We start from the raw sequence: 25214 nt of genomic DNA on the forward strand, positions 1-25214 counted from the left end.
CCAAGATAGCGCAGCAGCTGCACTGGACCCCGGTCCCCATCCTGTGACCGCAAGCGACTCCCGCCCATCCATGTCAGCCCTGCCAGACTTCCGCACCATGGCCGATGCGATACCGCAAATCGTGTGGATCGTGGACGCCGCCGGCCGCGGTGTGTACTTCAACCGCCAGTGGACAGAATACACCGGGGTAGCCCTGGACAGCAGCACGCCGGCCGAGGTGTCCGGCGACTTCGTCCATCCGGACGACCATGCGGCCACCATGGAGGCCTGGAGCCGGGCCACGGTGGCCGGGGACAGTTTCAGCGTCGAGCACCGCATCCGCTCGGCCAGCGGCGAGTACCGCTGGTTCCTGGTGCGCGCCCAACCCTTGCGCGATCCCCAGTCCGGCGCGGTGGAGATGTGGTTTGGAACATCGACCGATGTGCACGACCGCAAGCTGACCGAATCGGCGCTCCGGAAGAGCGAGGCGCGCTACCGCTCCCTGTTCGCCAGCATAGACCAGGGCTTTTGCATCATCGAGATGATCAACGATGCCGGCGGCCGGCCTTGCGACTACCGCTTCTGCGAACTCAATCCGAGCTTCCAGCAGCAGAGCGGCCTGGCCGACGCGGTTGGCAAGACCATGCGCGAACTTGCCCCCGACCATGAGGCCTACTGGTTTGAGATGTATGGCCGGGTGGCGGCGACCGGCGAGGCGGTCCGCTTTGAAAACGAGGCCAGGGCGCTCGGCCGCTGGTTCGATGTGTTCGCCTTCAGGATAGACGAGGAAGACGGCCCCAAGGTGGCGGCCCTGTTCAAGGACATCACCGGCCAGCGGCGCATGACCGAGACGCTGCGCCGCAGCGAGCAGGCGGCGCTGGAGGCGGCGCAGGTGGCCGATTCCGAGCGGCAGAAGCTCAATGCCCTGCTGCAGGCGGCGCCGGTGGGCATCGTGGTCAGCGATATCAACGGCGCCATCCTGCTGGCCAACGCGGCGCACCGGCAGCTGTGGGGCGAGGCCCATCCGCAGCCGCAGGGCATGGAGCAGTTTGCGTCATGGCGGGGCTGGTGGGCCGACCACACGGAGCGCCATGGCCGCCGGCTGGCGCCGCGCGAATGGGCCACCGCCCGCATCCTGGCCGGCGAGGAAAACCCGCGCGACATCGTCGCCATTGAATCATTCGATGTGCCGCCGGTGTGCAGGACGGTGCTGATCACCGGGGCGCCGGTCAAGGATGCCCAGGGCCGCATCGTCGGCTCGGTGGTGGCGCAAATGGATATCAGCGACCATGTGCGGGCGGAAGACGCCCTGCGCGAAGCCGACCGCCGCAAGGACGAGTTCCTGGCCATGCTGGCCCACGAGCTGCGCAACCCCATGGCGCCGATTGCCGCCGCCGCCGACCTGCTGATGCTGGGCCACGCTGACCAGGCCCGCATTCGCCAGACCAGCGGCATCATCACGCGCCAGGTCAGGCACATGACCGGCCTGGTGGATGACTTGCTGGACGTGTCGCGCGTGACGCGCGGGCTGGTCACGCTGGACAGCAGCGTGCTGGACCTGAAGCGGATATTGTCCGACGCGGTGGAGCAGGTGCGGCCGCTGATCGAAACGCGGCGGCACCGCCTGGCGCTGCACATGCCGCCGCAGGCCGCCATGGTGCGCGGCGACGCCAAGCGCCTGGTGCAGGTGGCGGCCAACCTGCTCAACAACGCCGCGAAATACACGCCCGAGGGCGGCGAGATCGTGCTGGAGCTGGAGTCCGGCGCCGGCCTGGTCAAGCTGGCCGTGTCCGACAACGGCATCGGCATCGCGCCCGGGCTGCAGGACGCCGTGTTCGACTTGTTCACCCAGGCCGACCGCGCGTCGGACCGCTCGCAAGGCGGCCTGGGGATAGGGCTGGCGCTGGTCAAGAGCCTGGTGCAGCTGCACGGCGGCTCGATCACGGTGCACAGCCCTGGCGTAGAGCAGGGCAGCCGCTTCGTGGTCTGCCTGCCGCGCGTGGACGAGGCGCAGGAGGGGCTGGCGGCGCCGGTGCGCGGCACCGCTGCTGCGGCCCCCGCCGGAGCCCTCAAGGTGCTGATCGTGGACGATAACGCGGACGCCGCCCAGATGCTGGGCATGTTCATCGAGGCGCTGGGGCACCAGGTGGCGGTCGAATACCATCCGCAGCGGGCCATGGAACGGGTGCGCGGCCAGGCGCCGGATGTCTGCCTGCTCGACATCGGCTTGCCCGACATGGATGGCAACGAACTGGCGCGCCAGCTCAGGCGCATGCCGGCCATGGCGGCGGCAGTGCTGGTCGCCGTCACGGGCTATGGGCAGGATCAGGACCGCGACGCCGCGCTGGCAGCCGGCTTCGACTACTTCTTTGCCAAGCCGGTCGACAGCGCCCGGCTGGCCCAGCTCTTGTCCAGCCTCATGTGAAGCGGGCGGCGCCAGGAAGCCCCTCACCGAGACCTTGGCGCGGTCGTGCGCCAAGGTTTTCTTCAGCTCCGGCAGCACGGCGTTGCGGTGCTCGTTGTCATGCGTTGCGCTCCCTGATCGGCAGGCGTGTTGCGCGCCCCCATAGCACCAGTACGCACAGCGGCAGCAGTACCAGGTTCAGCGGCAACACGGAGAATTCGCCCCTGCTTGCATGAAAACCGATGGCCAGCGCTTGCAGCAGTACGCAGCAAGCCGCCGCAAGGACCGTCAAGCGGGGCCGGATGCGGGTCAGCGAGGGCAGCAGCATGCCGGCGGCGCCCAGCAGGTCCACCACGCCGATCGCCCGCACAAAGGGTAAGGGGTAGTCTCCCGGCCAGGTCATCATGGCGCTGAGGTCGGCAATTGGCATCAACAGCTTGCACAAACCCGAGGCGGCAAAGACGGTGGCCACGGCGAACTGGGCGAACCAGAGTCCAGCGGATAAATACCGGCTGCGGCCGGTACGTGGTGATGAAGTCATGTGTCGTGATCCAGAGTTGGTCGTGAACTGATGGTATGCTTTCTTGATTTGGAAATCGATGTTTGCAAAGGCAAGCCATCATTTCCTGACGAGGAAACATTGACGATGATGGACTTGATCGGCCTGCGTGTTTTTTGCGAGATCGTGGACAGCGGAAGTTTGACTGCCGCCGGCCAGCGCCTGGGCATGGCGCCGCCCATGGTCAGCAAGCACCTGGCGCGCCTGGAACGCAGCCTGGGTGCACGCCTGCTGAACCGCAGCAGCCGCAGCATGAGCCTGACGGAGGCGGGCAGGCTGTTCCACGAGCAAGCCATGCAGGCGCTGGAGATGCTGGACGCCGGCGTGGCGTCGGTCAGCCATGTCACCGGGCCGCCACGCGGCGAGTTGAAAGTCAGTGCGCCGGTGTGGATCGCGACGCCGCGCTTCGCCGCGCTGATCGCCGAGTATCAGCAGCGCTGTCCCGAGGTCCGGCTCGATGTGCACCTGGAAAACCGCATGGTCGATCTGGTGGCCGAAGGCTTTGATCTTGCGCTGCGCATGAAGAACGATGCCTCGCAAAGCCTGATTTCGCGGCAGCTATGCGATGTGCCGTTTTACTGCGTGGCCACGCCGGAGTTCCTGGCGCGCTCCGCCTCGAACAGCCAGGCGGGCGCCGCCCGCCTGCCCGCGATGATCATGCCCAACCAGATGCAATTCGGCCGCCCCAAGATGCCGGTCCAGGGGATGGAGCTGGTCCCGGACCAGCCAGTGGCGATGCGCTCGAATGACGCCACCTTGAGCTATCACGCCGTCATGGCCGGCGTCGGCGCGGCGTTGCTGCCCGGCTGGCTGGTGGCCGGCGACCTCGCCAGCGGGCGCCTGGTGCACAGTGGCGAGGTCGATCAAACCTATCAGGGCCGGCTGTTTGCCGTCTATCCCAGCCGGCGCCATCAGCCACTCAAGCTCCGGAGTTTCATCGACTTTCTGGTGGAAAAGATGGACCACCAGAGTCCTGGTCAGCGCTGACCGCCATGGTCACCTCTTCGATGCGCACGAAGCGTCCGTCACGGTCGCGCCGCGCGAACAAGTACACCTCCTGGTGGATCGCCTGCCCGTCGCGCATGAGCAGGCTGATCCGGTGCCGCTCGGCGTAGTGCTCGCCGGCGCCGAGTTCATCCAGCACCGTCACCGTCGCCTGCGCCAGCGATGCCCGCAGCCGCATGATGGCGTCGAAGAATGCGGCGCGGTTGATCCATTTGCCGTTCACGCGCTGGTGAAAGTCCGGAGCGAAGTGCGCATCCAGGGATGCCTGGGCAGAGAGGCCGGGATTGAGCAGGTCGTCGACTGCTTGCTTGATGGTTGACATACCGTCTTCCTTGTTCATACGCTGCCGGGCGTCTTAGTTGACCGTGAGGACGATTTTTCCTTGTACCCCGCCACGGGAAGCGCGCTCGTGCGCACTTGCCGCATCTTCCAGTGGGTAGGTGCTATCGACGCCCACGCGCAGGGTTCCAGCCTCCAGCAGTTGCGCAAGCTGGGCCAGTTGCCTGCCGCTGGAACGCACCTGAACGGACGAGACCGTCACACCCAGCTGTGCGGCCTCGTCCTGGCCGTCAAATCCCAGCGGGAAAATCGGGAAGAGGGCGCCACCTCGCTTGAGGGTGCGTAAAAAGCGGCCGGTCGTAGGGCCGCCCACCGCATCGATGACCAGGTCGAGGTCACGAAGCCGCTCCTCGGCCCGGGTCGTGGTGTAGTCGATGAATTCGTCCGCGCCCAGGCTGCGCACGAAGGCTTCATGGGCTCCCGACGCCACGGCGATCACACGCGCCCCCTTCCATTTTGCCAGCTGAACCGCGAAGTGGCCCACGCCGCCGGAGGCGCCGTTGACCAGCACGGTCTTGCCGCTGAGTTCCACGGGCTGGTGTTGATTCGGTTGGAGCGGATTGGGCACGTCATGGCCCAATTCAATCATGAACTGCCATGCCGTCAGCAAGGACATGGGCGCCGCCGCCGCGTGCACATGGTCTATTCCGCCAGGCTTGAGCGCCAATTCCTCCACCGGGACGCTCACGTATTGCGCGTAGGCGCGGCTGCCGCCGGCCAATCCGCTCGGGAAACGGACCATGGCGTACACGGCATCGCCCGGCGAGAAGCCCGTCACATCGTCAGCCACGGCTTCCACCACGCCTGAAATGTCCGTGCCGAGTATCACCGGGAACGTCACCGCTGGCTGCCATTCCGGCGGCAGCATCTTGTAGCCGTCCCGCAGATACCAGTCGGGCGGGTTCAAGCCCACGTCGTGGACCCGGACCAGCACCTCACCCTGCCGGAGCTCGGGCATGGGCGCGTCCTCATAGCGCAGCACTTCCGGGCCGCCGAAGCGATGTTGTTGGATGGCTTTCATCGTATTGGTCGACATTGCATTTTCTCCTGAGAATCAATAAAATGACAGAAACGGAGCGCCGCTCCGAATAAGTTCATTATCCGGAGCACTGCTCCGTTTGTCAATGGGGTGGTATGCGCGCAGATGCAAAAAAAAATTACGACCGCCTGCTAGCGGTGGCGCAGGAAGCGGTCACGGAACACGGGGCGGATTTTTCCTTGCGCGATGTGGCAAGGCGGGCCGAGGTCGGGCTGGGTACCTTGTACCGCCATTTTCCGACCAAGGAAGCACTGCTGGAGGCGCTGCTGCGCACCAGTTTCGAGGCGCTGGCGGCGCGGGCCGAGTTGTTGACGTCGTTGAAATCGTCGGAAGAAGCGCTGGTGCTATGGCTGGAGGAGACCATCGCATTTACCTACAGCCATAGGGGCGTGCTGGGCTTGATGATGAATGCCATCGAGGACCCGGACTCCGCGCTGCACACATCCTGCGTGGCGTTGCGCAGCGCGGGGACCTCGCTGCTGGAGCGTGCTCAATCCGAAGGCAAGGCGCGCAAGGATGTCGACGGCGTCGAGCTGTTCGCGCTGATAGCGGCGCTGGCCTGGATACGGGAACAGCCGAGCGCGGCAGCGCGCTCGGGGCACTTGTTCACGGTGATCACCGATGCGCTGCTGACGGCACGGTGAGGAATTGCTTGTGAAGTAAGCTGTCGATGTGGATGAGGTGGCGCATCACATCAAAATGACATCGTACTGCTCCTGGTGATAGGTATTCTCCACCTGCAGCGAAATCTTCTTGCCGATGAAATCGCCCAGCATGGCCAGGTGCTGGGATTCCTCTTCCAGGAACAAATCCACCACTTCCTGCGAGGCCAGGATGCGGAATTCGCGCGGATTGAACTGCTTGGCTTCGCGCATCAGTTCGCGCAGGATTTCGTAGCAGATGGTGCGCGAGGTTTTCACCTGGCCCTTGCCGGCGCAGGCCGGGCAGGGTTCGCACAGGATATGGGCCAGCGATTCGCGGGTGCGCTTGCGCGTCATCTCCACCAGCCCCAGGGCCGAGAAGCCGCTCACCGAGACCTTGGTGCGGTCGCGCGCCAGGGTTTTCTTGAGTTCCTGCAGCACGGCGTTGCGGTGCTCGTTGTTCTCCATGTCGATGAAGTCCAGGATGATGATGCCGCCCAGGTTGCGCAGCCGCAGCTGGCGGGCAATGGCATGCGCCGCCTCCAGGTTGGTCTTGAAGATGGTATCGGCGAAATTGCGCCCGCCTACGAAGCCGCCGGTGTTCACGTCGATGGTGGTCATGGCCTCGGTCTGGTCGACGATCAGGTAGCCGCCCGATTTCAGGTCCACGCGGCGCCCCAGCGCGCGCAGGATTTCCTCCTCCACCCCGTACAGGTCGAACAGCGGGCGCTCGCCCGTGTAGTGGTGCAGGCGCGGCAGCACGCTGGGCGTGTAGGCCTGGGCGAATTCGGTCAGGGCGATGTGGTTCTCGCGCGAGTCGACCTGGATGGTGGCGGTGTCGTCGTGGACAAAGTCGCGCAGCACGCGCTGCGACAGGCTCAGGTCCTGGTGCAGCAGGGTGGCGGCCGGGCGGGTGCGGGCGCCCTTGCAGATCGCGGCCCAGGTCTTGCGCAGGTAATCGATGTCGGCCGCGATGTCGGAATCGGTCGCGTCCTCGGCCTGGGTGCGCACGATGTAGCCGCCTTTCTCGTCGGCCGGCAGCAGGTTTTGCAGGCGCGTGCGCAGGGCTTCGCGCTCGGATTCCTTCTCTATCTTTTGCGAGACGCCGATGTGCGAGTCCTGCGGCAGGTAGACCAGCATGCGGCCGGCGATGGAAATCTGCGTGGACAGGCGCGCGCCCTTGGTGCCTATCGGGTCCTTGATCACCTGCACCGTCAGCACCTGGCCGTCGAACAGGATTTTCTCGATGGGGGTGGGGGCGGCGCTGGAGCTGCCGTCGTGCGGGCGCGCTTCCCAGATGTCGGCCACGTGCAGGAAGGCGGCGCGTTCCAGGCCGATGTCGATGAAGGCTGACTGCATGCCGGGCAGCACCCGCACCACCTTGCCGGAATAGACGTTGCCCGCCAGGCCGCGCGTCAGGGTGCGCTCGATGTGCAGTTCCTGCACCGCGCCCTGCACAATTAACGCGACGCGCGTTTCCTGCGGGGTGATGTTGATCAGAATGTCTTCAGTCATATGTCTCGCGGAGGCCGCTTAAAAATGCGCAGGGCGTCGTGGCAGCGCCTTGCCGTGCTAACGCACTGTCTTCGGCGCTGCGCCTGGTCCTGCACATTTTGAAGCGGCCTCCAACCTTCTTAAATGGGAGGTGAACGAGGATCATACACGCGGCTCAGGGCAGGGGCAAACCGGCCTGCTTGAGCAGTTGCGCGGTCTCGAACAGGGGCAGGCCCATGATGCCGGAATGGCTGCCGGTAATGTGCTCGATGAACACGGCGGCCAGGCCCTGGATGCCGTAGGCGCCGGCCTTGTCGTAGGGCTCCTGGGTGGCGCAATAGGCGGCGATGGCGGCTGGCGCCAGTACCGCGAAGCGCACCTCGGATATCTGCGTGACCTGGCCGCTGAAGCCGTCGCCATGCACCGCCACCGAGGTCAGGACTTCATGCGTGCGGCCGGACAGGCGCTGCAGCATATCGGTGGCCTCGGCCAGGTCGGCCGGCTTGCCCAGGATGGCGCCGTCCAGCGTGACCGTGGTGTCGGCGGACAGCACCGGACGCGGGGTCAGGTGGCGGCGCTGCTGCACCGTGTAGGCAAACGCCGCCTTTTCCCTGGCCACGCGGGCCACGTAGTCCAGCGCGGCCTCGCCGGGCAGCACGTCCTCGGTCACGTCGGCGCCGCGCGGGCCGTCGCTGCGCAGCAGCAGCAGCTCGAAATCAACGCCGATCTGGCGCAGCAGTTCTCGCCGGCGCGGGCTTTTCGAGGCCAGGTAGATTTTATTGTCAGCCGGTTTGGCCATGGTTCAAACCCTGTGATAGGGGTGGTTCTGGGTGATGCTCCAGGCGCGGTACAGCTGCTCGGCCAGCATCACGCGCACCATGCCGTGCGGCAGGGTCATGCTGGAGATGCGTATCAGGCCCTCGGCGCGGGCCTTGAGTTCGGGATCGAGGCCGTCGGCGCCGCCGATCAGGAAGGCGGTGTCGCGGCCATCCTGCTGCCAGGCTTCCAGCTGGCGCGCCAGGCCCACCGAGGTCAGGTCCTTGCCGCGTTCATCGAGCGCGATGATGCGCACCGATTTCGGCAGGGCCGCCTCGATGCGCTCGCGCTCCAGCGCCATGGCGGTGGCGGCGGTCTTGCTGCCGGAGCGCTCCACCGGCTTGATTTCCTTGAGCACCAGCTTGAGCTCGGGCGGCATGCGCTTGGCGTATTCGGCGTAGCCGGTCTCTATCCAGGCCGGCATCTTGTGGCCGACGGCAGCGATGATGAGCTGCATGCGTCCTTACTCGGCGGCCGGCTTCTTGATGCGCTTGATGACAGTCTTGGCCGGCGCTTCCTTGTCGGCGGCGGCTTTCGGCGCGCGCGGCTTGGTGGCGGCCTTGTGGGCGGCGGCCGAGGCCACCACGGCCTTGGGTGCGGCAACCTTCACCTTCTTGCCGGCCGGGATGGCGGCGGCTTTCTTGGCCGGCTTGGCCTCGCCCTCGGCCTTGACGGCGGTCTTGCGCGGCGCGCGCGGCTTTTTCTCGACCACGGCTTCGGCGGCCACGGCCTTCTTGCCGGCGGCCAGGTGGCTGCTGATCTTCTTCGGCGCGGCGGCTTCCTCGCCTTCCTTGGTCGACTTGCGCTTGGCGGCGCCCAGTTTCACCGGCTTGTCGCCCCAGATTTCTTCCAGGCGGTAGTAGGCGCGGATAGGCTGCTGCATGATGTGGACGATCATGTCGCCCAGGTCCACCAGCACCCATTCACCGGTGTCCTCGCCTTCCAGGCCGTAGACGTCGCCGCCGGCGTCCTTGACCTTGTCGCGCACGGACGCGGCCAGGGCCTTGGTCTGGCGGTTCGAGGTGCCGGAAGCGATGGCGATGCGGTCGAACAGGCTGGTGAGGTGGGTGGTGTCGAACAGGACGATGTCCTGGCCCTTGACGTCTTCGAGCGCGTCAACGACCAGGGTTTGCAGTTTTTTGATATCCATTAGTGTTATTTGTATAGATGATGTTGTTCAATATAGTCTAGCACCAGCGGCGGGACAAGCGAGTCCGCATGCTCCCCCCGTTGTAATGCCGCACGGATGGCGGTGGACGAGATCTCCACCGCGAAGTCGCGCGCCAGGTGTACCAGACCGTGTGCCTGCTTGCGGATGCCGGGCAGGCCGGTCTGGCGCTGTCCGATTTCCGCCGCGACGGCCGCCGGTAGCCCGGCGCCGTCCAGCTCATATCCCGGCCGCGCCGCCACGCAGAGGTGCGCCAGGGTGAATAATTCGCGCCACGCGCGCCAGGTGTCCAGGCGCTGCAGCTGGTCGGCGCCCATCAGCAGCACCAGGCAGGCGTCCGGCCCCAATTCGGCGCGCAGGTTGCGCAGGGTGTCCACCGTGTAGCTAGGCACACCCCCGGCGGCGCGCTCGATTTCCTGGCGGTCGATCACGACCGGGCAGGGCAGATCGCTGAACGCCAGCGCCGCCATGGCGGCGCGCTGCTCCGCCGTGGCCTGGGCCCCGGATTTTTGCCACTGCAGCCCGGCCGGAACCACGCGCAACTGGTCGGCCGGCAGGCGCGCCGCGAAGTACGCGCCGAGTTCGACATGACCGCGATGCACGGGATCGTAGCTACCTCCCAGCAATGCGATGCAGGGTCTCACGTCGTGAGCCAGTCGCGGTGGGGCAGGAAGTCGGTGTAGAGCGCCGCTTCGGGCGTGCCGTCGTCCGGATGCCAGCGGTAGCGCCACTTGACCACCGGCGGCATGGACATCAGGATGGCCTCGGTGCGGCCGCCCGACTGCAGGCCGAACAGGGTGCCGCGGTCGAACACCAGGTTGAATTCGACATAGCGGCCGCGCCGGTAGGCCTGGAAATCGCGTTCGCGCTCGCCGTAGGGCGTGTCCTTGCGCGCTTCCAGGATGGGCTGGTAGGCCGGCAGGAAGGCCTCGCCCACGCTGCGCACCATGGCAAAGCTGTCCTCGAAGCCCGCTTCGTTGTAGTCGTCGAAGAAGATGCCGCCCACGCCGCGCGCTTCCTGCCGGTGCTTGAGGTAGAAGTACTCGTCGCACCACTTTTTAAAGTGGGCGTGCAGCTGGGCGCCGTGCGGTTCCAGCGCGTCGCGGCAGGTCCGGTGGAAGTGGCGCACGTCGTCCACGTTGCCGTAGTAGGGCGTCAGGTCCATGCCGCCGCCGAACCACCATACCGGCTGGCCGTCGTTGGTGCTGGTGCTGAAGAAGCGCACGTTCATGTGCACCGTCGGCGCGTACGGATTGCGCGGATGGATCACCAGCGACACGCCCATGGCTTCCCACGGCTGGCCGCCCAGTTCGGGCCGGGCCGCCGCCGCCGAGGGTGGCAGCCTGGCCCCCTGCACGTGCGAGAAATTGACCCCGCCGCGCTCGATCACGTGGCTGTCCTCCACCAGGCGCGAGATGCCGCCGCCACCTTCGGGCCGCTGCCATTCGTCGCGCAGGAACACGCCGCCGTCCACGCCCTGCAGGGACGCGACGATGCGCTCCTGCAGCTGCAGCAGCCAGGCCTTGACGGCCGCCGGGTTGGGCGTGGTCTGGGTCACGGTGCCGTTATCCGCTTAGTGCTTCAGGCCGCGCCAGCCGATGTCGCGGCGGCACTGCGCGCCGTCGAAATGGATCTGGTCGACGGCGTCGTAGGCCTGGCGCTGGGCCAGCTTGACGCTGTCGCCCAGGCCGACCACGCACAGCACGCGGCCGCCGCTGACCTGCAGCTTGCCATCCACTTCGGCGGTGCCGGCGTGGAAGGTCACGGTTTCCGCGGTGTCGGCCGGGATGCCTTCGATCACGGCGCCCTTGACCGGCGCGTCCGGATAGCCGGCGGCGGCCAGCACCACGCCCACGGCGGTGCGGCGGTCCCATTCCAGTTCCACCGCGTCCAGCGTGCCGTTGACGGCGTGCTCCATCACCGACACCAGGTCGGTCTTCAGGCGCGCCATGATGGGCTGGGTTTCCGGGTCGCCCATGCGGCAGTTGAATTCCAGCGTTTTCGGATTGCCGGCGGCGTCTATCATCAGGCCGGCGTACAGGAAGCCGGTGAAGGGGATGCCATCCTTGGTCATGCCCGCGATGGTGGGGTTGATGATCTCGCGCATGACGCGCGCGTGCATGGACGGCGTGACGATGGGGGCCGGCGAGTAGGCGCCCATGCCGCCCGTGTTCGGGCCTTCGTCGTGGTCCTTGAGGCGCTTGTGGTCCTGGCTGGTGGCCAGCGGCAGCACATGCTTGCCGTCGCACATGACGATGAAGCTGGCTTCCTCGCCGGCCAGGAATTCCTCGATCACGATGCGGGCGCCGGCGTCGCCAAAGGCGTTATCGGACAGCATGTGGTCGACGGCGGCGTGCGCTTCCTCCAGCGACATGGCCACCACCACGCCCTTGCCGGCCGCCAGGCCGTCGGCCTTGATGACGATGGGGGCGCCCTGGGCGTCCACGTAGGCGTGGGCGGCGGCCGCGTCGGAGAAGGTCTGGTAGGTGGCGGTCGGGATGCCGTGGCGCTGCATGAAGGCCTTGGCGAAGTCCTTGGACGACTCCAGCTGCGCCGCCTCTTTGGTCGGGCCGAACACCTTCAGCCCGCGCGAGCGGAACAGGTTGACGATGCCGCCGGCCAGCGGGGTCTCAGGTCCGACCACGGTCAGGGCGATGTGCTCGCGCTCGACGAAACTGGCCAGTTCGTGCAGGTCGGTGATGGGCAGGTTGTGCAGGCGCGCGTCGCGGCCGGTGCCGCCGTTGCCCGGGGCGACGTACACCATCTGGACACGTTCCGATTGCGCCAGTTTCCAAGCCAGCGCATGTTCACGGCCGCCGGAGCCGACTACCAAAATTTTCATAGTGCTGTTCGTGAGTTTATGATTCTTAATACACCGACGGCGGCCCTCGGCCGCCGTGCTGGTGTTACGGTCCCCAACGCTGGCGCGATCAGTTCTCGATCAGCGCGTTCGAATACACTTCCTGCACGTCGTCCAGGTTTTCCAGGGCGTCCAGCAGTTTTTGCATCTTGATGGCGTCGTCGCCGGTAAATACGGTTTCGGTGGCGGGCTTCATGATGATCTCGGCCACTTCGGCCTTGAAGCCGGCCGCTTCCAGCGCATCCTTCACGGTGGCGAAGTCGTGCGGGTTGCAGGTTACTTCGATGCCGCCTTCCTCGTCCGTCACCACGTCCTCGGCGCCGGCTTCCAGGGCCGCTTCCATCAGCGCATCCTCGCTGGTGCCGGGAGCGAACAGGAACTGGCCGCAATGCTTGAACATGAAGGACACCGAATTCTCGGTACCCATGTTGCCGCCGTATTTGCTGAAGGCGTGGCGGACTTCGGCCACGGTGCGCACGCGGTTGTCGGTCATGCAGTCGACGATGATGGCGGCGCCGCCGATGCCGTAGCCCTCGTAGCGGACTTCCTCGTAGTTGGCGCCGTCCTCGCCGCCGGTGCCGCGGTTGATGGCGCGCTGCACGTTATCCTTGGGCATGTTGGCGTCCTGCGCCTTTTCCATGGCCAGACGCAGGCGCGGGTTGGCGTTGGCGTCGCCGCCGCCCATGCGCGCCGCAACCGTGATCTCCTTGATCAGGCGCGTCCAGATTTTGCCTCGCTTAGCGTCCGTTGCAGCCTTTTTATGCTTGATATTGGCCCATTTGCTGTGTCCAGCCATGTTAGATCTTCCTTCGACGGTATCTCGGTGAGGCCGACATTCTAGCATAGTGGCCTTGCCGGATCACCGCCGGGCGCGGCTGATATCGCATGAAAGGAGGCAGGATGGATGGCGCGGGCAGGCTGCTATGTGGCGCCGCCGGTGTTTGCTGTTTTGATAACCATGCGGTGGACGCAGCAGGCCGTGTGACGGTTCAGTTGCAGAGCGGGGCGGCGTGGTTGAGCAGCCCCATGTCCCGGGCCATCTTGTCGGCATACTCGGGTGCAGCGGTTTCAAGGCTGGCGAGCGGCAGCGCGTGGCGTATGTCCTCAATTGCGGACCTCACTGCGTCGTGACGATCGGCGGATTCGCGGCAAAAATCGAACGCCAGCCAACCCGGCCGCCCGCTGCCTATGACGGCATCGGTGCATCCGGCTTTTTCCAGTCGGCCCATGATCTGGTCTATATCGTCCTCGTCCGGAGCAAGACGATAGCGTAGCGAAAAAAAGAATTCCATGCTGAGTTCCCCTTTGTGACCCCTGCTAAGGATTTAATTGCGTACAGTTATCGACCACCCGCCTCAAGTTCCTGGCGTAGCCTCCCGCACTGCGAGGCGTACTCCATATCTGCGTGATGCAGTGTTCGCCGCCACGGCAGTCTTTACTGTTAAACGGGCAGTACATGGCTCCCCAAGCGTGGTGAGCACCTTGTATGACAAGCCAGCCATGCAGCTCGGCATGCTTTAGCGCCGCTTCGATTTCCTTCTTCGGATGTCTGCTGCGTGTCATGCGTGCCTCACTCTATGCCGGGGACAGGAGGTGGTCAAGCAAACAGTGTACTGTTACCGTCCTTCCCGCTACCTGGCGTGCGCTTGAGGCAGATCAGACGGATGCCGGTTTCACGCGGCCGCGCGCGATGTCTTACAATTGAGGCATGGAAAACATTCAGGCGGATGCGGGGCGGGGCAGGGCAGCGTACCTGGGCGGGCTGGCGCTGGCCATTGCCGGCGCCGTGCTGTTTTCGACCAAGGCCATCGTCGCCAAGCTGATGTACCGCTACCAGCTGGACGCCGTCACCGTGATCGCCTTCCGCATGATCTTCTCGCTGCCGGTGTTTGCCGCCGTCGCGCTGTGGAAGATGCGCACGGCGCCGCCGCTGTCGGGCGCCGACCGCGCCCGCATCGTGGTCATGGGCCTGATCGGCTACTACCTGTCCAGCTTTCTCGACTTCCTTGGCCTGCAGTACATTACCGTCGGGCTGGAGCGCCTGATCCTGTTCCTCACGCCCACCTTCGTGCTGCTGGTGTCGGCCTTCTGGCTCAAGCAGCACATCAGCCGCGTGCAGTGGCTGGCGCTGCTGATTTCCTACGGTGGCATCGTGCTGGTGTTCATCCACGACCTGCAGGGCGGCGCCAACGTGGCGCTGGGTTCGGCCCTGGTGCTGGGCTCGGCGCTGGCCTACGCCGGTTATCTGCTGCTGTCCGGCGAGATGGTCAAGCGCCTAGGCTCGCTGCGCCTGGTGGCTTACGCCATGTGTGTTTCCAGCGCCGCCTGCATAGGCCAGTTCTTCGTCCTGCGGCCCGCCTCGGGTCTGCTGCAGCCGCTGCCGGTCTACGGCCTCTCCTTGATCAACGGCCTGCTGTGCACCGTGGCGCCGGTGTTCATGACCATGACCGCCGTCGAGCGGGTGGGCGCCGGCGCCGCCTCCCAGGCTGGTATGATCGGCCCGGTCTCCACCCTGTTCCTGGGCGCGCTCATGCTGGGCGAGCCCATCACCGCATGGCAGCTGGCCGGCACGGCCCTGGTGCTGGCGGGGATCTATCTGCTGTCCAAAAAATAACCACGACGGATCACGTTATGAAAACCCGCATCGCCCTGATTGCCCACGACAAGAAAAAAGACGACATGATCACCCTGGCCGGTGAGTACCGCGAGTTCCTGGCCGGCTGCAGCCTTGTCGCCACCGGCACCACCGGCGGCCGCCTGGTCAATGAACTGGGGCTGGAAGTCGACCGCAAGCACTCCGGCCCCTTCGGCGGCGACCTGCAGATCGGCTCCCTGCTGGTGGAAGGCATGATCGACTGCGTGATCTTCCTGCGCGACCCCATGACCCCGCAGCCGCACGAACCTGACATCAACGCCCTGGTGCGCGCCTGCGACGTGCACAACACGCCGTGCGCCACCAACCTGGCCTCGGCCCACCTGGTGCTGTCCCAGCTGCAGGGGCGCGCCAAGCAGGCCTGAATCAGGCGCGCTACACTTGCCATCTCACCGATACAGGAGGATGGCATGACCAAGGCGATACGCATGGCCCGCACCGGCGGCCCGGAAGTGATGGAACTGGTGGATGTGGAGCTGGGCGCGCCCGGTCCCGGCGAAGCCCAGGTCCGGCATGAGGCCATCGGCCTGAACTTCATCGATATCTATTTCCGCACCGGCCTGTATCCGCAGCAGCTGCCGGGCGCGCTCGGCATGGAAGGCGCCGGCGTGGTCGAGGCGGTGGGCGAGGGGGTGACCAGCGTCAAGCCGGGCGACCGCGTGGCCTATGCGGGCCGGCCCATCGGCGCCTATGCCGAGGCGCGCAACCTGCCGGCCTCGCAGTTGCTGGTCCTGCCGGACAACATCGGTTTCGACACGGCCGCCGCCATGATGCTGCAAGGGCTGACCGTGCAGTACCTGCTGCACCGCACCGTGCACCTCAAGGCCGGCGACACCATTTTGTTCCACGCCGCCGCCGGCGGGGTGGGCCTGATCGCCTGCCAGTGGGCCAAGGTATTGGGCGTGACCCTGATCGGCACCGCCGGTTCGGACGAGAAGGCGGCGCTGGCGCTGGAACACGGCGCGGCCCACGTCATCAACTACAACAAGGAAAACTTCACCGAGCGGGTGCGCGAGCTGACCGGCGGTCAGGGCGTGCGCGCCGTGTACGATTCGATCGGCAAGGATACCTTCATCGGTTCGCTGGACTGCCTGCAGCCGCTGGGCACCATGGTCAGCTTCGGCAACGCCTCCGGTCCGGTGGAGGGCGTCAACCTGGCCGACCTGGCCAACCGCGGCTCCCTGTTCCTGACCCGTCCCACCCTGATGAGCTATGTGGCCAAGCGCGAGGACCTGGAAGCCTCGGCCGCATCCTTGTTCGGCGTGGTGTCCAGCGGCGCGGTGCAGGTCGACGTGCGCCAGCGCTACAAGCTGGCCGACGTTGCCCAGGCCCATATCGACCTGGAGGCGCGCAAGACCACGGGTTCGTCGATCCTGCTCCCCTAAGAACCCGTTTCAAAAAGACCATGGCGTCGTTGCCGCTCCTTGCCGTGCAGGCGCACTGTCTGCGTCGCGGCGCCCTGCTCATTTTGAAACGGGTTCTAAAAGAAAACGGGACGCCTGGGCGTCCCGGTGGTCACCATGCGGCGCGCTTACTTCACCGTCGGCGCCGGCGTCCCGGCCTTGATGATGGCCGGTTCCTGGTCCGGAATCTCGACATCGACCTGGCGCGCCACGCCGCTCTGGCCGGGGAAGCCGGCAAAGGCGCTTTGCACCAGGGCCGGCATGGCGCGCGGCGTCGAACGCACGCGGCTGGAGTTGTGCACGGTCACGTCGTACAGTTTGCGGCCGCTGGCGGTGTTGATGGTCACGTTCAGCTGGCGCTCATACTGGTTGCGCACGATCTCGTCCACCCGGCTCGGGTAGAAGAAGGGATCGTAGAAATACGGACGGTAGAAGCTGGAACGGTAGAAGCCGTAGCGGCCGAAACCTGGGCCGTAGAAGCCCGGACCGTAGAACGGATCGCCGACATAGGTCTTGACCGGCACGATCACGGTGCGGAAATGCATGCCTACGAGCAACTGTGGGCTGCTGCCGTCGGGCGCCTGGTGGAAGCCCAGCTTGGCCAGTTCATTGCCCACCATGGCCTGGTAGGTGCGGTATTCCAGCGTATCCTCGGCCGGCGCCGGGGCCTGGAAGGCATAGGACTTGTCGGCCAGGTCGGCCGGCCAGGCGTTGAAAGAAGTGACGTCGCTGCGCAGGGTGGTGGCGCAGCCGCTTAGCAGCAGGGTGGCGGCTGCCGCAATGATGGCCAGGTATTTCATGATGGTCTCCCGATTTGGACGGTATGGTACACCGATAAGTGTAGAACGTGTCTCGCCAGCACGCTTGGAAATTACAGTTTGTTACCGAGCAATGGAAAGCTGCAACTTGGCCGCACGCCGCCCCGCGAAAACGCGGCCGGGCGGCCCCTGGTATTGGTAAAATACCCTTTTGTCTACATTTCGCCCCACCATGCGCACAGACAGCACTCCCCCGACCATCCTCCGCCTGGAATACCAGCCTCCCTCCTACCTGGTCGATACCGTCGAACTGGGTTTCGACCTGGACCCGGCCCGCACCATCGTTGCCAACCGCATCACCCTGCACCACAATCCAGAGAGCGCCAGCCGCGACATCGTGCTGCAGGGCGAGGATATCGAACTGGTGCAGCTGCGCCTGAACGGCAAGCTGCTGGCGGCCGGCGACTACACGCTGGAGGGCACGGTGCTGACCATCCCTCAGGCTCCGGACCAGGTGGTGCTGGACATCGAAACCCTGTGCGTGCCGGTGGAAAATACCACGCTGTCCGGACTGTACGTCTCGAACGGCAATTTCTTCACCCAGTGCGAAGCGGAGGGCTTCCGCCGCATCACCTACTTCCCCGACCGCCCGGACGTGATGGCCAAATACACCGTCATGCTGCGCGCCGACAAGGCCCAGTACCCGGTGCTGCTGTCCAACGGCAACCTGATCGAGGAAGGCGACCTGGGTGACGGCCGCCACTACGCCAAGTGGGAAGACCCGTTCAAGAAGCCGTCCTACCTGTTCGCCCTGGTGGCCGCCAAACTGGTCTGCCAGGAAGAGCGTTACACCCTGGCCGACGGCCGCGACGTGCTGCTGCAGGTGTGGGTGGAGGACGGCAACCTGGACAAGACCGACTACGCCATGCAGTCGCTCAAGCACTCGATCCGCTGGGACGAGGAACGCTTTGGCCTGGAACTGGACCTGGACCGCTTCATGATCGTCGCCGTGGGCGACTTCAACATGGGCGCCATGGAAAACAAGGGCCTGAACATCTTCAACACCAAGTTCGTGCTGGCCAATCCCAGCACCGCCACCGACATCGACTACGCCGGCATCGAAGCCGTGGTGGGCCACGAATACTTCCACAACTGGACCGGCAACCGCGTGACCTGCCGCGACTGGTTCCAGCTGTCGCTCAAGGAAGGCCTGACCGTGTTCCGCGACCAGGAATTCACGGCTGACATGATAGGCACCGACAGCGGCCGCGCCGTGACCCGCATCGACCACGTGCGCACCCTGCGCCAGGCCCAGTTCCCCGAGGACGCCGGCCCGATGGCGCACCCGGTGCGTCCCGACTCCTACGTGGAGATTAACAACTTCTACACCGTGACGGTGTACGAGAAGGGCGCCGAAGTGGTGCGCATGTACCAGACCCTGCTGGGCCGCGACGGCTTCCGCAAGGGCATGGACCTGTATTTCGAGCGCCACGACGGCCAGGCCGTCACCTGCGACGACTTCCGCGCCGCCATGGCGGACGCCAATGGCCGCGACCTCACCCAGTTCGAACGCTGGTACAGCCAGGCCGGCACGCCGGTGGTCACGGCCTCGACGCATTACGACGCGAAAGCCCAAACCTACGACATCACCCTGCGCCAGCGCTGCCCGGCCACCGCCGGCCAGCCTGAAAAACTGCCGTTCCACATTCCGGTGGCGGTGGGCCTCCTGGGTGCGGACGGCAAGGATTTGCCGCTGGCGCTGGACAGCGGCGCCACCGCCCCATCCACCCTCGTGCTGGAGCTGACCGAGGCCGAGCAAACCTTCCGCTACACCGGCGTGCAAGAGGAGCCGGTGCCGTCCCTGCTGCGCGACTTTTCGGCGCCGGTGATCCTCGAATACGGCTACAGCGATGAACAGCTGCTGCACCTGTTCAGCCACGACAGCGACCCGGTCAACCGCTGGGAAGCCGGCCAGCGCCTGGCCATGGCGCGCCTGCTCAAGCTGACCGCCGCCGTCGCCGCCGGCGAGGAACTGGCGCTGGACGACACCTTCATCGTGGCCCTGCGCCGCGTGCTGACCGACGAAACGCTGGACCCGGCCTTCCGCGAACTGGCCCTGATCCTGCCGTCCGAGACCGTGATTGCCGACCAGCTGGAGGTGGTCGACCCGCAAGCCATCCATACGGCGCGCCAGTTCGTGCGCCGCACCGTGGGCCAGCGCCTCAAACTGGAACTGCTGGCCCAGTACGAAGCCAACCAGACCCCGGGCGCTTACAGCCCGGACGCGCAATCGGCCGGCAAGCGCGCGCTGAAGAACCTGGCCCTGTCCTACCTGCTGGTGGCGCCCGGCGAAGCCGAGCTGGCCCTGGCGCGCCAGCAGTTCAACAGCGCCACCAACATGACCGACCGCGCGGCCGCCCTGGTGGCCCTGATCCACAGCGGCGCCGACGTGGGGGCCGACCTGCAGCAGTTCTACGACGACTTCCAGGGCGAGGCCCTGGTGATCGACAAATGGTTCGCCATGCAGGCCGCCGCTCCGCACACGGACGTGGCCGCCGTGCGCCAGCTGATGCGGCATCCGGCCTTCACGCTGAAGAACCCGAACCGGGCGCGCAGCCTGCTGTTCAACTTCGCCAACGGCAACCCGTCGCAATTCCACGCGGCCGACGGCAGCGCCTACGCCTTCTGGGCCGAGCACGTGATCAAGCTGGACGCCATCAACCCGCAGGTGGCGGCCCGCTTCGCCCGCTCGCTGGACCGCTGGCGCCGCTACGCGCCGGCCCTGCAGGCGCACATGAAGCGCGCGCTGCAGCAGGTCGCGGCGCAGTCCAGGCTGTCCAACGACGTGCTGGAAGTGGTGAGCAAGGCGCTGGCCAACTAAACGATTTATACGATTTAAACTTTACACCCAAGGGAAACCATGAAACGAGTCAGCCTAACCCAATACCTGGTCGAAGAACAGCGACTGCACAACAGCATCCCGGCCGAGCTGCGCCTGCTGATCGAAGTGGTGGCACGCGCCTGCAAGACCATCAGCCACGCGGTCGGCAAGGGCGCGCTGGGCGAGGTGCTGGGCACCGCCGATAGCGAAAACGTGCAGGGCGAAGTGCAGAAGAAGCTGGACATCATCTCCAACGAGATCCTGCTCGAAGCGAACGAATGGGGCGGCCACCTGGCGGCCATGGCGTCGGAAGAGATGGAATCCATCCACCCCATCCCCAACCGCTATCCCAAGGGCGAATACATGCTGCTGTTCGATCCGCTGGACGGCTCCTCCAACATCGACGTCAACGTCTCGATCGGCACCATCTTCTCGGTGCTGAAGGCGCCGGAAGGCATGGCCCAGCCCACCGAGGCCGACTTCATGCAGGCTGGCACCAAGCAGGTCGCCGCCGGCTACGCCGTGTACGGCCCGCAGACCATGCTGGTGCTCACCACCGGCAATGGCGTGAACTGCTTCACCCTGGACCGCGAGATGGGTTCCTGGGTGCTGACCCAGCGCAATATCCAGATTCCGCCGACCACCAAGGAATTCGCCATCAACATGTCCAACGCGCGCCACTGGCACCCGCCGGTCAAGCGCTACATCGACGAGCTGCTGGCCGGCGAAACCGGTCCGCGCGGCGTCAACTTCAACATGCGCTGGATCGCCTCCATGGTGGCCGACGTGCACCGCATCCTGAACCGCGGCGGCATCTTCCTGTACCCGGGCGACCTGCGCGACACCTCCAAGCCGGGCAAGCTGCGTTTGATGTACGAAGCCAACCCGATGGCCTTCATCGTCGAACAGGCGGGCGGCGCGGCCACCGACGGCAAGCAGCGCATCATGGACATCCAGCCGACCAAGCTGCACCAGCGCGTACCGGTGATCCTGGGTTCGCGCGATGAGGTGGCGGTGGTGACGGGCTATCACGCCGAGTAAGCAGATGGCGCGGGCAGACAACGCCTTTGCGCCCCCGCGCCTTCGACACGTCACTCCCGCGCAGGCGGGAGTCCATGCAGAGCATGCGGGCCCCAATCTTTGTAAAGCAATGATTTTTTAGCCACCCCGGCAAAAAAAGCATTGCGAACCCTAGCGGCCCACAAGATTTGTTTGTTAGAATGTGGGCCTCTTATCGCCGCTGTAGCTCAGTCGGTAGAGCAGCGCATTCGTAATGCGAAGGTCACCAGTTCGATTCCGGTCAGCGGCACCAGAACTCAGCAGTAAGAGGTCTCAGAAAATCCGAAAACCCGCTTTTCTCATAGGAGAAGCGGGTTTTTTGTTGTCCGCCCTATCGATGGGCGTATCAGGTCCCTCACGCGAAAAACTTGTCCCGCAATCGCCGCTAGTTCTTCCAGATGATTTCACTAATGCCTTTGGTGGCTACATCGGTTGCAGCTAAGGCATATCTCACGTGATATAAAAAAATCATTTCCATGAGTGCAACCAATCGGTGGCTGTCATACACTGGGTTTTTCAACCTGCCGATCGGAAAACAATGAAAAACATGCTTGTATCGAGCGTCTGCGCCGCACTGCTGCTCCAAGGCGTGGTGGCGATGGCTGCCCCGACCAAAAGCCGCATGGAGGGACTACGCGCCGCGCAAGCAGAGCTGATCAAGGCGCAGACCGCGCAACCGCCGCAGAGCGCCGGGGTCATCGGGAGCCGGTTCCAGGACTACGGCTGGCGCCAAAGTCTGGTGGGGGATGTTGCAGGGGCGCTCGATAGCCTGGACATGGACAATCAGATCAGATACCCCAACCGGGCAGCGCGCCCGGCCGACCCTGCCGTGTTGGACGGGGTGGTGGCTGAAGATGCCATCAAGGCCATCGTGGCGGCCGCCCGGGACAAGCGGGCCGTGCTGATCAATGAGTCGCACCATGTGCCGATGCACCGCGCCTTCACGCAAAAGTTGGCTGCGGAGTTGCGAAAGATCGGCTACACCTATCTGGCCTGCGAAACGTTTTCGACCGCCGTGGAGGCACAGCCGAAATATGTGACCTCGACGACAGGCTATTACACGAATGAACCCGTGTTTGCCGGGTTCATCAACGCGGCCATCGCAGATGGCTGGACGCTGGTGCCATACGAAACAGAACAACACGACAGTAGCCTGCCGCCCGACGAGCGCATGCGGGCACGGGAAGTGCAACAAGCCAAGAATATCTATGAACGCATTTTTGCCAAGGACAGCAAGGCCAAGGTGCTGGTTCATGTCGGATACGGCCACTTGACCAAAATTGGCGGCCCCACATTCTCGCCCATGGGCATGCTGCTGGCGCGCCGGCTGGGCGAAGGCGCAACCTTGCACATAGATCAGACTGCGCTGATCGCTCACAGGGACGTTGCGCGCGAAGATACCTACTATCGTCCGTTGCTGGCCAAACTGCGTCCCGCTGAACCAGTCGTGCTGGTGCGGGGCGATGGCAAACCAGCGGTCATGCCTTCCAAGGCCAACCAAGTGGACATGCAGGTGCTGTTCCCCGACTATGGCCTGGCCGATGGCCGCCCGCAGTGGCTGTCCACGCTGGCTGGCCGGCAGCCGCAGCCGATTCCCGCCGCGCTACTGCCAGCCAGTGGCCAGCGCCTGATACTCGCTTACAGCAAGGATGCGGGACCTGACGCCGTTCCTATCGACGCCGTGGTAGTGGAAGCAGGCAAGCCTGTGCCGTCGCTGATGCTGCCAAAAGGGGAGGTGCGGCTGACCACACAGGATTAGTGGTAGAGGAAGGATGGGGTGTGGCTGAAACCGCAGCCCGCGACTGCCGCTGTAAGCACTGGGTGCAAGTCAGCCAAGGGCCAGACGCGCTGTCGCCGTTTCAAAGGCCAGTGCTGACCATTTACGGCGATACGCGTTACCCTGGCGTGCAATCAGCCTTCACAGCTTGGCGCAAGCAACTGGAGCAGAAAGCGGATGTGAAGATATCCGAAGTCCACGAACAGCCTCATCGCTGACGTGACGGAGGCTGCAGGCGGGACTGGTACGGCCGGACGGTACGCCCAAGGGCGTTTCAAGTATTCTCAGACGGCACTCGCGGTAGCGTGCGGTGGATTTCCAAAATCCCCGATTGACCCGGCAGGGCGCTGCTGCACAGAATTGCCTTTCAGGTAATTCTGGAGTCAGGTCATCGAATTGCATTCCCATCACTCGCGGCGGCGCGGCTGGCTGGCGGTCATCGCTGGCGTGCATGTGCTGGCGTTCATTGCCTGGCAGCGGCCGCAGCGACCGCTGGCGGCTCCCGCCATGCCGCGTGCGGCCATCACTTATCTCCTTGCACCGCTGCCGGCTCAGCGGCCAGTAGCACGGGCAGAAGCACGGCCAGAAGCACGGCAGCCGGCGCCGCCGCGTCTGGACCGTCCGGCGCGCCGGCCGGCCAAGACAGCGCCGATGGCGACATCTCCAGAGCAGCTCCAGACTATCACCGCGCCGCCGCAGGATCCACAGCCTGAGCCGGCGCCACCGCAAGCCATCACGCAAACCGCCCTGCCGCCGGACCCGTTCGCGTTGCCGGCCAAGCCGGAACTCGATGTGGTGCAGCGTTCGATCGCGGGCGCCGCGGCGGCCGACAAGGCAGCGCGAAAAGAGGCGTACACGCAGCGCGACCGCAAGCTGGTCAATGAAGAGACCGCGCTGGCGGCGGCGATAGGCAAGGCGTATCGCGGCAGCGGCACGGGGAGGGTGGAGATCATCGGACCGGATGGCAGCCGCATCACCAAATTCATCCTGCCAGGCGGCGTGGCGATATGCTACAAGACGGAGTCGAACAACGCCGGACGCGATGCTTTTCGCGATAGCAGCCGCGTTATCGTCAGCAATTGCCCGAAATAGGGCCAGGCACCGGCGGCTGCCAGGCTGTCATATAATGGCCAGGCCGATGCTGCATGCAAGTCCTCCACCGGACCCCGATGCGAGCGGGATTATTCACAGGGAGTGAGCGCGTCACCATGTTTGAAATCAGCCAGCTGCGCTGCTTTGTCGCTGTCGCCGAGGAGCTTCATTTCAGCCGCGCCGCCGAACGCCTGAACATGACGCAACCGCCCTTGAGCCGGCAGATCCAGCTGCTGGAACATAGCCTAGGTGCGCACCTGCTGGAGCGCAGCAGCCGCGTGGTCAGGCTGACGGCGGCCGGCAAGGCTTTCCTGCCGGAGGCGGCGCGCATCCTGCGCCTGTCGGAAGAAGCCGGACTGATGGCGCGCCGGGTGGCGCGCGGCCAGCAAGGCAGCCTGGCCATAGGCTTTACTTCAGCCTCCGGCTATACCCTGCTGCCGGAAGTGGTGCGGCGCCTGCGCGAACGCACGCCCAACATCGCGCTGACCTTGAAGGAGCTGGTGAGCACCGTGCAAGTGGAGGCGCTGAACGCGGGCCAGCTCGACATGGCGCTGATGCGCGCCTTCCCGTTGAGTGGAGAGTTGGTCAGCCTGCCGATCAAGACCGAAGACATGCTGCTGGCGGTGCCGGAGCGTGAAGCCGCCACCTGGCCCGAGCAGCCCACCCTGGCCTGCCTGCACGAGCGTCCCTTCATCATGTATTCGCCGTATGAGGCGCGGCCCTTCTACCAACTGCTGAGCGCCCGCTTCCAGCGCGCGGGCGTGGCGCCGTATGTGGTGGAGCACATCGGCCAGGTCCATACCATGCTGGCGCTGGTCAGCGCCGGCATAGGCGCGGCCCTGGTGTCGGAGTCCTGCGCGCGGCTGCAGTTCGATGGCATCGTGTACCGCCGCATTGAGACCGAGCCGGTCAGCACGGTCTGCACCTACCGGCGCGATAACGAGAATCCCATCCTGCAGCTGTTCATCCGCGAGATCCTGCCAACGTTCCAGAGCGCGCTGACCCAGGGTTAGCGCACCAGGCAGGGGCGTTTGTTGTCGAACTTCCAGCCCGGCACCAGGAACTGCATGGCGACCGCATCGTCGCGTGCGCCCAGCCCCATGTTCTTGTAGGCCTGGTGGGCCTTTTCCAGTTCCGCCTCGTCCAGGTCTATCCCCAGTCCCGGCTTGGATGGCAGGTGTACCAGGCCGCCCTCGATCTTGAGCGGCTCCCTGGTGACGCGGGCGCCGTCCTGCCAGATCCAGTGGGTGTCGATGGCGGTGACCTTGCCCGGGGGGGGGGGGGGGA

General features: G+C 65.2%; 25 protein-coding genes, 1 tRNA gene and 1 pseudogene. 12 read left to right on the top strand and 15 right to left on the bottom strand.

Translation table 11 applies throughout. The features are described from left to right. The first annotated feature begins 70 nt into the window (after positions 1–70). A complete protein-coding gene (locus tag ACLB1G_RS17620; protein ID WP_491628535.1) occupies positions 71–2404 on the top strand; it encodes a hybrid sensor histidine kinase/response regulator in 2334 nt (777 codons plus the stop codon). A 97-nt stretch (positions 2405–2501) separates the two neighbouring features. On the opposite strand, the gene ACLB1G_RS17625 is transcribed toward ACLB1G_RS17620, so the two are convergent. Next, a complete protein-coding gene (locus ACLB1G_RS17625; RefSeq protein ID WP_491628536.1) occupies positions 2502–2855 on the bottom strand; it encodes a DoxX family protein in 354 nt (117 codons plus the stop codon). Positions 2856–3029: 174 nt separating this feature from the next. Between ACLB1G_RS17625 and ACLB1G_RS17630 the strand changes: the two genes are divergently transcribed. Then, positions 3030–3929, top strand: coding sequence for a LysR family transcriptional regulator (locus ACLB1G_RS17630; RefSeq protein WP_491628537.1), 900 nt, complete (start codon positions 3030–3032; stop codon positions 3927–3929). Here ACLB1G_RS17630 and ACLB1G_RS17635 read toward each other — a convergent pair. Beyond that, positions 3877–4287, bottom strand: a complete 411-nt coding sequence (locus ACLB1G_RS17635; RefSeq protein WP_491628538.1) for a nuclear transport factor 2 family protein — start codon at positions 4285–4287, stop codon at positions 3877–3879. The two genes, ACLB1G_RS17630 and ACLB1G_RS17635, sit on opposite strands and share 53 nt — an antisense overlap. A 15-nt stretch (positions 4288–4302) precedes the next feature. Continuing rightward, on the bottom strand, positions 4303–5322 hold the full coding sequence (locus tag ACLB1G_RS17640; RefSeq protein ID WP_491628539.1) for an NADP-dependent oxidoreductase: 1020 nt from the start codon (positions 5320–5322) through the stop codon (positions 4303–4305). A gap of 98 nt (positions 5323–5420) precedes the next feature. On the opposite strand from ACLB1G_RS17640, the gene ACLB1G_RS17645 reads away from it, so the two are divergent. Then, a complete protein-coding gene (locus ACLB1G_RS17645) occupies positions 5421–5969 on the top strand; it encodes a TetR/AcrR family transcriptional regulator (RefSeq protein ID WP_491628540.1) in 549 nt (182 codons plus the stop codon). Between the two features lie 45 nt (positions 5970–6014). Here ACLB1G_RS17645 and rng read toward each other — a convergent pair whose 3' ends face one another. The 10 genes from rng to ACLB1G_RS17695 all read right to left on the bottom strand — a co-directional run bounded on the left by rng (position 6015) and on the right by ACLB1G_RS17695 (position 13867). Next, positions 6015–7481 (bottom strand): ribonuclease G, encoded by a 1467-nt coding sequence (gene rng / locus ACLB1G_RS17650; protein ID WP_491628541.1) that lies wholly within the window; start codon positions 7479–7481, stop codon positions 6015–6017. A 154-nt stretch (positions 7482–7635) separates the two neighbouring features. Beyond that, the gene (locus ACLB1G_RS17655; protein WP_491628542.1) at positions 7636–8259 is read right to left on the bottom strand and encodes a Maf family protein; all 624 of its coding nucleotides are present in this window, start codon (positions 8257–8259) and stop codon (positions 7636–7638) included. Between the two features lie 3 nt (positions 8260–8262). Continuing rightward, entirely contained in the window at positions 8263–8733 is a 471-nt protein-coding gene (rlmH, locus tag ACLB1G_RS17660) for a 23S rRNA (pseudouridine(1915)-N(3))-methyltransferase RlmH (protein WP_491628543.1), read from the bottom strand. A gap of 6 nt (positions 8734–8739) precedes the next feature. Next, positions 8740–9426 carry a ribosome silencing factor gene (rsfS, locus tag ACLB1G_RS17665; RefSeq protein ID WP_491628544.1) on the bottom strand — a complete coding sequence of 229 codons (687 nt, stop codon included), beginning with the start codon at positions 9424–9426 and terminating at the stop codon, positions 8740–8742. Between the two features lie 5 nt (positions 9427–9431). Then, positions 9432–10088: a nicotinate (nicotinamide) nucleotide adenylyltransferase gene (nadD, locus tag ACLB1G_RS17670; RefSeq protein WP_491628545.1), complete on the bottom strand. Its 657-nt coding sequence runs from the start codon at positions 10086–10088 to the stop codon at positions 9432–9434. Next, a complete protein-coding gene (gene hemF, locus ACLB1G_RS17675; protein WP_491628546.1) occupies positions 10085–11002 on the bottom strand; it encodes an oxygen-dependent coproporphyrinogen oxidase in 918 nt (305 codons plus the stop codon). Before hemF ends, nadD begins: the two co-directional genes overlap by 4 nt. A gap of 15 nt (positions 11003–11017) precedes the next feature. After that, positions 11018–12286 carry a phosphoribosylamine--glycine ligase gene (gene purD, locus ACLB1G_RS17680; RefSeq protein ID WP_491628547.1) on the bottom strand — a complete coding sequence of 423 codons (1269 nt, stop codon included), beginning with the start codon at positions 12284–12286 and terminating at the stop codon, positions 11018–11020. A gap of 88 nt (positions 12287–12374) precedes the next feature. Next, positions 12375–13100, bottom strand: coding sequence for a YebC/PmpR family DNA-binding transcriptional regulator (locus ACLB1G_RS17685; RefSeq protein ID WP_491628548.1), 726 nt, complete (start codon positions 13098–13100; stop codon positions 12375–12377). 193 nt (positions 13101–13293) lie between these two features. After that, positions 13294–13596, bottom strand: coding sequence for a hypothetical protein (locus ACLB1G_RS17690; RefSeq protein ID WP_491628549.1), 303 nt, complete (start codon positions 13594–13596; stop codon positions 13294–13296). 25 nt (positions 13597–13621) lie between these two features. Then, complete coding sequence (locus ACLB1G_RS17695; RefSeq protein ID WP_491628550.1) at positions 13622–13867, bottom strand: hypothetical protein; 246 nt, start codon at positions 13865–13867, stop codon at positions 13622–13624. Between the two features lie 145 nt (positions 13868–14012). On the opposite strand from ACLB1G_RS17695, the gene ACLB1G_RS17700 reads away from it, so the two are divergent. The 3 genes from ACLB1G_RS17700 to ACLB1G_RS17710 are packed head-to-tail and all read left to right on the top strand — an operon-like array spanning position 14013 to position 16342. Next, entirely contained in the window at positions 14013–14918 is a 906-nt protein-coding gene (locus tag ACLB1G_RS17700; RefSeq protein WP_491628551.1) for a DMT family transporter, read from the top strand. Between the two features lie 17 nt (positions 14919–14935). Further along, on the top strand, positions 14936–15322 hold the full coding sequence (locus ACLB1G_RS17705; protein WP_491628552.1) for a methylglyoxal synthase: 387 nt from the start codon (positions 14936–14938) through the stop codon (positions 15320–15322). Between the two features lie 45 nt (positions 15323–15367). Further along, positions 15368–16342 (top strand): quinone oxidoreductase family protein, encoded by a 975-nt coding sequence (locus ACLB1G_RS17710; protein WP_491628553.1) that lies wholly within the window; start codon positions 15368–15370, stop codon positions 16340–16342. Between the two features lie 146 nt (positions 16343–16488). Here ACLB1G_RS17710 and ACLB1G_RS17715 read toward each other — a convergent pair whose 3' ends face one another. Then, on the bottom strand, positions 16489–17160 hold the full coding sequence (locus ACLB1G_RS17715; RefSeq protein WP_491628554.1) for a DUF4136 domain-containing protein: 672 nt from the start codon (positions 17158–17160) through the stop codon (positions 16489–16491). A gap of 190 nt (positions 17161–17350) precedes the next feature. Here ACLB1G_RS17715 and pepN point away from each other — a divergent pair, with 190 nt between their 5' ends. The 6 genes from pepN to ACLB1G_RS17745 all read left to right on the top strand — a co-directional run bounded on the left by pepN (position 17351) and on the right by ACLB1G_RS17745 (position 24940). Continuing rightward, positions 17351–19999: an aminopeptidase N gene (pepN, locus tag ACLB1G_RS17720; protein WP_491628555.1), complete on the top strand. Its 2649-nt coding sequence runs from the start codon at positions 17351–17353 to the stop codon at positions 19997–19999. A 39-nt stretch (positions 20000–20038) separates the two neighbouring features. Beyond that, positions 20039–21040: a class 1 fructose-bisphosphatase gene (locus ACLB1G_RS17725; RefSeq protein ID WP_491628556.1), complete on the top strand. Its 1002-nt coding sequence runs from the start codon at positions 20039–20041 to the stop codon at positions 21038–21040. 195 nt (positions 21041–21235) lie between these two features. Next, positions 21236–21311, top strand: a tRNA-Thr gene (locus ACLB1G_RS17730). 285 nt (positions 21312–21596) lie between these two features. Continuing rightward, a complete protein-coding gene (locus tag ACLB1G_RS17735) occupies positions 21597–22817 on the top strand; it encodes a peptidase associated/transthyretin-like domain-containing protein (RefSeq protein ID WP_491628557.1) in 1221 nt (406 codons plus the stop codon). A gap of 414 nt (positions 22818–23231) precedes the next feature. Next, complete coding sequence (locus ACLB1G_RS17740; RefSeq protein WP_491628558.1) at positions 23232–23927, top strand: hypothetical protein; 696 nt, start codon at positions 23232–23234, stop codon at positions 23925–23927. 116 nt (positions 23928–24043) lie between these two features. Continuing rightward, complete coding sequence (locus tag ACLB1G_RS17745; RefSeq protein ID WP_491628559.1) at positions 24044–24940, top strand: LysR substrate-binding domain-containing protein; 897 nt, start codon at positions 24044–24046, stop codon at positions 24938–24940. Here ACLB1G_RS17745 and gudD read toward each other — a convergent pair. Continuing rightward, a pseudogene (gene gudD / locus ACLB1G_RS17750) lies at positions 24937–25214 on the bottom strand (glucarate dehydratase); the annotation flags it as partial. The gene ACLB1G_RS17745 and the pseudogene gudD sit on opposite strands and share 4 nt — an antisense overlap.

It is taken from the genome of Duganella kummerowiae (genome assembly GCF_053572355.1).